The organism is Vibrio tapetis subsp. quintayensis, assembly GCF_030409945.1.
Lineage (GTDB): Bacteria > Pseudomonadota > Gammaproteobacteria > Enterobacterales > Vibrionaceae > Vibrio > Vibrio quintayensis.
In genome coordinates, this window is record NZ_JAUFQV010000001.1 from 96,959 (window position 1) to 104,302 (window position 7,344).

The following is a 7,344-nucleotide window of genomic DNA, read 5'->3' on the forward strand; positions in this document are numbered from 1 at the left end:
TGCCCCACAGAATTAGTGAGGCACATTGACACACTCACCACTACTCAATTGGGACACACCAAAAATCGGAAGTCTACGTCCACTTAGCCAAAATAATTCGTGTGTCCGTTTAAGTCTTTGTCATCAACTATCCGCTTTTCACTTCTAATCTCAAGCCTAAACGGTAACTAGCGCGCTTCCAATACCCAAGAATCCAACACATACACCAAAACCGAAAGTCCACTTTCACTTAGCCAAAATATTCATGTGGGTTCTGTTGATGTTTTATTTTTAAACTCTTAATTGTTCAGAATTAACTGCGAAGGTCGAAAGACCAATTCGCTATTTAGCATTCTCTTAATCTATCACTCTCACTCTTATCACTTCTAACCTTTCAATTAGTGCGTCAGCCATCAATGTCAATTTATCCGGCTGTTGTCTAGAATAAGTTTTCAGTGTTGCTAATACATCACGTCTTAACTTTTCTAATTGCTCTCTCTCATCGCCGGTATGATCTGTGAACACCATGCCTTCCAACTCATTCAACCATTTGTTAAAAGACCCTGGAGTTTGAGAGAGCAAAAGTAAAGTATTGTGAGGCTCAACTTTTAACGCAACCAATAACAAAGGCGAAACCTCTCCGGAAATAGCTCCGTCTCTACGCTTCCAAATCTCCACTAAAGAAAAAAGTGTAGGAACTATTTCCGAAGCTTCTTTTTTTTCAAGATTTGATTCTATAGACTGATAGTTTTCTACCATCCAATTATGCAAAATATTGGTTTCTGGGGTTTTAGCATACACTTGTAGCGAACAAAAAACAGACATCGTAAGAATTATTAGAATCCTTATCATTGTTGCTCCTCCAGTTGATTGGATATAACTATGGTGATTTTTTTATAGTTTACAATTTCAGAAAATATTTCTTTCAAAGCCGACTTACTATTACCAACATAATATTGAGATTTGGCAACACTCCTCCATATTTTACCAGGCATTAGACAGCCAAGAGTGTCTTTGTGATAATTTCCAGCATGGATAAGAATGAATGTCCTACCTGGCACATTTTGTAATTCATATACGTTGGGATACTTCGGTGAGCTATAAGGTAATAAACGATATGAGCCTGCTTTGATTCTTTTGTCAGAATTCTCGGTTATAGAGTCTGGTCCTGCGGGTTCCAGTACAAACCAACTTTTACTTACTCCTTCAATAGTCAACTTGCCTAACGTCGTCTCTCCCATTTGTTTTGTACGGCTTAGATTTAATTTAACTTCATCTAGTGTGTTCATTGCTCTTGTCCTTGCTATCAAATCAATGAAGTTAACAGAACAGTGCTATTACAGCAGATTCGCTTCATTGTAAATAGAGGCATCGCTAACTTACATGAAATTGATTATTCTATTTTTTACACCAGTTTTAGTTAACTGATATATAAAGCATCTACAGTGCCTGACCGATCTAATTTTCCCTCACTACAGCTAGCAAATTGTGCTTCAAGAAATGGTCATGACCATCAATGAGAGAATGCAAAATAGCAACTAATCGTCATGAACTTCCCCACCAAGTAATAAATTGGCGCTATTATCCTGTGGTGAAAGTTGTCAAAGTGCATAACCTAACATCGACACACACCAAATAGCAGAACTAAAGCTGATGAACTACTGATTCCTATCTCTAATAGTAACTTTTTTTTAGGAGCGTTATTTCGTGTGTGTCCCGTTTAAACGGAGACTTCTCTGCCTGGTTAGGCTTGGTCCCAAAACAATATTCTACAGGGGTAAAAACCGGCTAGGGAGAATTACCAAGCAGGGTGATAAATACCTGCGAACGCTTTTGGTTCACGGTGCACGAACGGTTATTGCCAACCTCGGAGACAAACAAGATAGGTTGAGTCAATGGTGTCGAGGGGTACTGGAGCGAAGGGGAATGAATCGAGCGATAGTGGCACTGGCCGCAAAGAATGCTCGAATAATTTGGTCGCTTTTACACAATCAAACAGAATATGAGAATTACGCTGCTTAAGTAAGTATCTAGGCAACACAAAGAGTTAACCCAACCGGGTCATTGCAGACGCTAATGATGGAGATAGGTTAAGACCACTTGCGGAGAGCCTGTTAAGCGGGCGGACATTTAATGTCATCTAACGAATAAGGCACCGCAGTCGCGCAAAGTCATCAGGGCCACGACGTATGCGAATCGTCGATAAGTAGGCCGAATGTAGAGCGGCAGTCCAAAACCCATCAACATAAGTTTAGCGGATGTTTGACAGCCGGGGGAATCCATGTAACTTGCTGCCAACTGCACCACACTCAAACAGACCGCCGTAATCACAAAAGCCAAACCAAAGTAAAAATGCCATAGGTTGGCAGTCAGGTTGAAGCGAATGTTATGTTCGGTTTAATGTAAACCTGAGCAGTTCGTCACTACCATTCACAAGCACAGCATCGAAGCTAGCGCCTGATTTCTCGATAACTTTTTGAGACGCTATATTTGACCTATCACAGATCAAATATGCGGTAAAATCTAGAACATTAGAGGCTATAAAGCTAAGCATCTTATGCGCGACACCCTTGCCTCTAGATTGAGGCTTAGTTTCGTATCCAATGTGACCGATAACGTTATCGATAAAATCGTTTGCCCCATGCCTAATGCGAATACTTCCAAGTATTTCACCATTGGCAATACAAAAGTAAGTCGAGCAAGGAACCCAGCTTTCGGGTAGATCTATGCCTTCAGCATTCTTTACTAGTTGGCCAAGAAAGGCCTTTGGGTCATCAATTGCCAAGTCATAGTAATCAAGACTAGCTTCATGACACGTCTTTACATAGCTTTCGTATTCATCCTCATACGATATATCAGCCTGTACTACTTTCACGTCCTTCTCCTTAGAACATCAAAATATTTCGTGTGTGTCCCGTTTAAACAAAGAAGGGCTAAGTTTTGCCAAGTACTCACTAAATTGGCTCGGTGTCATTTCTTGATTAGAGTGCACCTTTTTGTTTGCGTACACGCAAACTTGAATCTCTTTTGTTGCTAGATCAACGCCAATAATAAGGTTTTTCATAATTAGACTCCCTTAAACACTTCACTGTTCAGAATAGACTGGGTAGGTGGGGAGTCCAATTATCTTGTTATGTTCACATTGCTCAAATAGTATGCCCACATTTTTGGCATTCGATTTTTCTATCTTTTAATGATTGCGCAAAGTTTGATTTCCCACAGTTGCCGCAAAACTTAGCGCCACGTATGTTCATAAAAGTTATTAGAGAAACAATGGGAACAATTACAATCCAGAATTGATGATTAACAAAGCCCATCAAGTTAGCAATGAACAAAAATAAAGCCCCCGTCACGACAGAGAATATTGGATAATATTTCCTCTTAAACTGTGCGTTTTTATTCACATAGAACAACACAAAGCCGAGGAGTGAAACACCTCCCCAAACACCAAAAGCTATTAGTACTTTCTCATCCATTTTTACTATCCACCTTGTGAACATAACGCTTTGCTCTTGCGAATCCCCTCATAATTAACCATAAAAACAATGAGGTAGACGCGCACCGCCGCCTTTGATCTAATGAATATCGCCAAACACACATTTTGATCAAATGGGCTCACGATGCGCGATATTCAGATTCTACAGCAAACCTTACAAAACCAATGCCCCTCGATTCACAAAAAACGGCTTAATTCTCTGATACTTGCCACAAAGAGCGTGCTTGACGGTTCTGATTTAAATCAACGTGGACACACATAAAAAATCGGAAGTCTACTTCTACTTAGCCAACATATTTCGTGTGTGTCCCAACATATTTCGCTGTTCACTCAGCGTTATTACGTGTGTGTCCCGTTAGCAACTAACTTTAAGTACATTTAACTTCATTAAGGAATCGATATATACAATCAACATGGATACACTTCAAAAGTCGGAAGTCTATGTCCACTTACCAAAACATTTGGTGTGTGTCCCGTTAATAGCTCTAGGCGTCGATATCTCAAATTCATAGCCTGAGTTTTTAAGATGCAACATCGGTACTCGAGTTTCAATAGTATGGTGCCTATTGAAAACAGCTTTTCATTTCCATATTCTTTTGCTCAGTCGCTAAAACTAAGATTTTTCGTTTTGAGTCACCAATAGGGCTGTATACAATTTCTTTGAGGACTCCATTTCGTGTGTGTCCCGTTAGTAGCTTGGGAAGAGAAGTGCGGAATCATCGGCGATACAAAATTAACGAGTCTCAATACCAATGAGGTATGTTCGAATATCAAAGGCTGACGCACAACTCAGGACTGAGGGAATTATGAGGGGATCCGTCAGCGTCGCATTAAGCGGACTAAAATTTTGGGTTATACTGTGGAGCGAAGCGGAACTTAACCCACTGTTTTAGTTCCGTTTAAATACCTTGTTATGCGTTTTTCTCGTGATTTTACATACCCCCAAATTAGTGAGTCTAGAATTTTCTGATCAGAGAATCCACTTGGGGAAAACCTCTGTTTAAAGTAACGGATGGACTCATTTATTTCGTTTGAGGTATTCGCTTCTCTCTGCTCAAAACGTAGGTAACCTACTAAGGCTATTGAAGCCTCTTTTTTCTCATCATAAGTTGCGCTATTTTCAGGAATAAAATAGAAATCACGAACTTTAGAGTCATATATTGGACAAGCACCATCAATCATATGCATAAGTTTTGTTATAAATGAAAATTGAAAAGAAGACTTCTCACCGCCTCTATCAGTAGTTGCACCATCAAAATGGTTGCAAGCTTCAGCAAAGGTTAACGCGCTATTATTTTTATTCTTCTCTAAAAACTCAAAGTATTTTTTATTGAACTCAGACTCCGGAGAAATATATCTCATAACCCAAAATTTACGGTACTTTTTTTGATATTCAATATCTTCAGCAACATTTATAGAGTTAAGACTAGTCATTAGATAATCGTAGTCATTGACATGATCTTGCCCAATTTCTTGTAAAACACTTTCGATTTCATTTCGGATAGCACGATACATTTAAATAAACCTTTTACGCATAACGCCGCGTTCTTGCGAATCCCCTCATAATTAACCCTAAAAACAATGAGATAGACGCGCACCGCTGCCTTTGATCTAATGAATATCGCCAAACACACATTTTAATCAAATGAGCTCACGATGCGCGACATTCAGATTCTACAGCAAGCCTTAAAAAACCAATGCCCCTCGATTCACAAAAAACGGCTTAATTCTCTGATACTTGCCACAAAGATCGAGCTTGACGATTCTGATTTGAATCAACGTGGACACACATCAAAAATCGGAAGTCTACTTCTACTTAGCCAACATATTTCGTGTGTGTCCCGTTAGTAGATCATGTGAATCTTGGGGCAGAGTTTTGCTTTACAATATGATGAAGTGAACCAGCAGCATTGCTACACAAAGACTCCACATTGAAATATAGCTCCCAAAACTCATCACGGCGATAGGAAGTTTCTGGATCCATTTCGTTATAAAACATCACCCTATATTTGAATTCATATGGTCCGCATTGAAATTCAACGCCCTCTTTTTCAAAAACTTGATTCAATGTAACAATTGCATCTTTAAGGATAGAAACATAATTGTTCATGTTCGCAGGAACAATAGTTGTTTCAATATTTTTTTGTAATTGCGAAAGGTTATTCAAATCTGAGTCAGATAATTGGATTTGTATTCCACAGCATGCATTTGAAAGAATAGATGCGATTCTTGCAGTTGAAAGACCAAAAAACAATGCTTTAAAATAGTTGAACTGTCCATTATTAAAAGTTTCACGTACATTTTGATGCCTTAATTTAATATGGTGCAAGTCGGCTACTGGATATTGATCTGGATATTTATCAATTTTTTCTCGATGACAACTGACACACAGATAAATTAAATTATCTGGTGAGTTTCTTTCTATTAACGTTAAATTACTTTTACCCCTAGGCCCATCTGGAGTCTCAGCGACAATATGAGCAGCTTCACCATCCGCCCCAATGTTCTTATTACAAAGGGCACATACACCTAGTGACTCAGCTAAAATAATATTTCTTACTCTCGATGATACTGACATAAAACTCCTGATAATATGCTATTCACATAGACATAATGACCCCCACGAGGTGCTAGCCTCCAATATCGTGGGTTAGCTTGACGCCAGAGCCATAATTAGTGTGCAAACAACTAAATTTTGGAGGCTAGCATGAACAACGATACCATAATTTTCATTGGGTTAGATACTCACAAATCCTTTATACAGGTCGCAGTTCTACAAGGTCATCGTGGAGCAAAACCTGACCATTTAGGCCGAATTAAGTCCAATAAATCAGCGTTAATTAAACTCGCACAACAATTGCAATCGAAATACCCAAAAGCCACACTCCATTTCGTTTATGAGGCGGGGCCATGTGGTTACTGGACATACCGCTTACTGACCAGCCTTGGACACTGTTGCTACGTTATCGCCCCTTCACTTATTCCCAAGAAATCAGGCGACCGCGTAAAAACGGACAAACGTGATGCAGCAAAACTAGCCCAGCTTTTTAAGGCCGAAGAGCTGACTTCTATCTACGTCCCTGAAGCGGAAGATGAAGCCATTCGAGATCTTTCCCGAGCAAGAGAAACGGCAATGAAGGACTTAAAAGACGCGAAGTTCCAACTAAAAGGCTTCCTCCTTCGCAATAACATTCAAGCAACAGTAAACGATAACTGGTCTAAAAAGCATCTACGGTGGCTAACAGACCTCATTTTGCCTCACCACAGCCAGCAAATTGTGCTTCAAGAAATGGTCATCACCATCAGTGAGCGAATGCAACGATTACAACGGATGGACAATGAACTTCTTCACCAAGTAAAAAACTGGCACTATTATCCCGTGGTGAAAGCTGTCCAAGCGATGCGGGGCGTGCGACTGCTCGTTGCTCTGGGCACGATTGCTGAACTGGGCGATTTACGTCGTTTCGACCACCCCAGAAAACTCATGGCTTACCTCGGGTTAGTCCCAACCGAAAGCTCCAGCGGCGGGAAAACCAGGTGCGGCAGTTTAACCAAGTGTGGTAATAGTCGAGCGAGGCGATTACTCATCGAGGGCGCACACACCTATAAACACAAAGCAAACATCTCTGTTGAATTGCAACGAAGACAAGAAGGTCTACCGAAAGAGATTGTCGATATTGCTTGGCACGCGCAACAAAGGTTATGCCGTCGTTACTAGCGTTTACTGCAAAACGGTAAACACAGAAATGTCGTCGTCGCTGCGATAGCAAGAGAGATGATCGCTTACATCTGGGCAATCGCAAGAGAAGTAGTCGTAAGCGAAGCCGATCCAAAAGCTCGAATAGCAAGGCTACCGGCATGAGAAAAGA

The 7,344-nt window shown here is 40.3% G+C and carries 7 protein-coding genes and 2 pseudogenes; 2 read left to right on the top strand and 7 right to left on the bottom strand.

The features are described from left to right. Window positions 1-336 precede the first annotated feature (336 nt). A complete protein-coding gene (locus tag QWZ04_RS00485) occupies window positions 337-831 on the bottom strand; it encodes a hypothetical protein (RefSeq protein ID WP_290323955.1) in 495 nt (164 codons plus the stop codon). Further along, entirely contained in the window at window positions 828-1,268 is a 441-nt protein-coding gene (locus QWZ04_RS00490; RefSeq protein WP_290323957.1) for a DUF5675 family protein, read from the bottom strand. Before QWZ04_RS00490 ends, QWZ04_RS00485 begins: the two co-directional genes overlap by 4 nt. 443 nt (window positions 1,269-1,711) lie before the next feature. On the opposite strand from QWZ04_RS00490, the pseudogene QWZ04_RS00500 reads away from it, so the two are divergent. Beyond that, window positions 1,712-2,001, top strand: a pseudogene (locus QWZ04_RS00500) (transposase); the annotation flags it as partial. A gap of 364 nt (window positions 2,002-2,365) precedes the next feature. On the opposite strand, the gene QWZ04_RS00505 reads toward QWZ04_RS00500, so the two are convergent. From QWZ04_RS00505 to QWZ04_RS00530, 5 genes are all read right to left on the bottom strand, one after another. Next, the gene (locus QWZ04_RS00505; protein ID WP_290323959.1) at window positions 2,366-2,854 is read right to left on the bottom strand and encodes a GNAT family N-acetyltransferase; all 489 of its coding nucleotides are present in this window, start codon (window positions 2,852-2,854) and stop codon (window positions 2,366-2,368) included. Between the two features lie 18 nt (window positions 2,855-2,872). Beyond that, window positions 2,873-3,043 carry a hypothetical protein gene (locus QWZ04_RS00510; RefSeq protein ID WP_435433574.1) on the bottom strand — a complete coding sequence of 57 codons (171 nt, stop codon included), beginning with the start codon at window positions 3,041-3,043 and terminating at the stop codon, window positions 2,873-2,875. Between the two features lie 82 nt (window positions 3,044-3,125). Then, entirely contained in the window at window positions 3,126-3,455 is a 330-nt protein-coding gene (locus QWZ04_RS00515) for a hypothetical protein (protein ID WP_290323961.1), read from the bottom strand. Window positions 3,456-4,351: 896 nt separating this feature from the next. After that, window positions 4,352-4,990: a hypothetical protein gene (locus tag QWZ04_RS00525; protein WP_290323963.1), complete on the bottom strand. Its 639-nt coding sequence runs from the start codon at window positions 4,988-4,990 to the stop codon at window positions 4,352-4,354. 337 nt (window positions 4,991-5,327) lie between these two features. Continuing rightward, window positions 5,328-6,053, bottom strand: a complete 726-nt coding sequence (locus tag QWZ04_RS00530) for an HNH endonuclease (protein ID WP_290323965.1) — start codon at window positions 6,051-6,053, stop codon at window positions 5,328-5,330. A 129-nt stretch (window positions 6,054-6,182) separates the two neighbouring features. On the opposite strand from QWZ04_RS00530, the pseudogene QWZ04_RS00535 reads away from it, so the two are divergent. After that, window positions 6,183-7,337: pseudogene (locus QWZ04_RS00535) on the top strand (IS110 family RNA-guided transposase). Window positions 7,338-7,344: the final 7 nt, after the last annotated feature.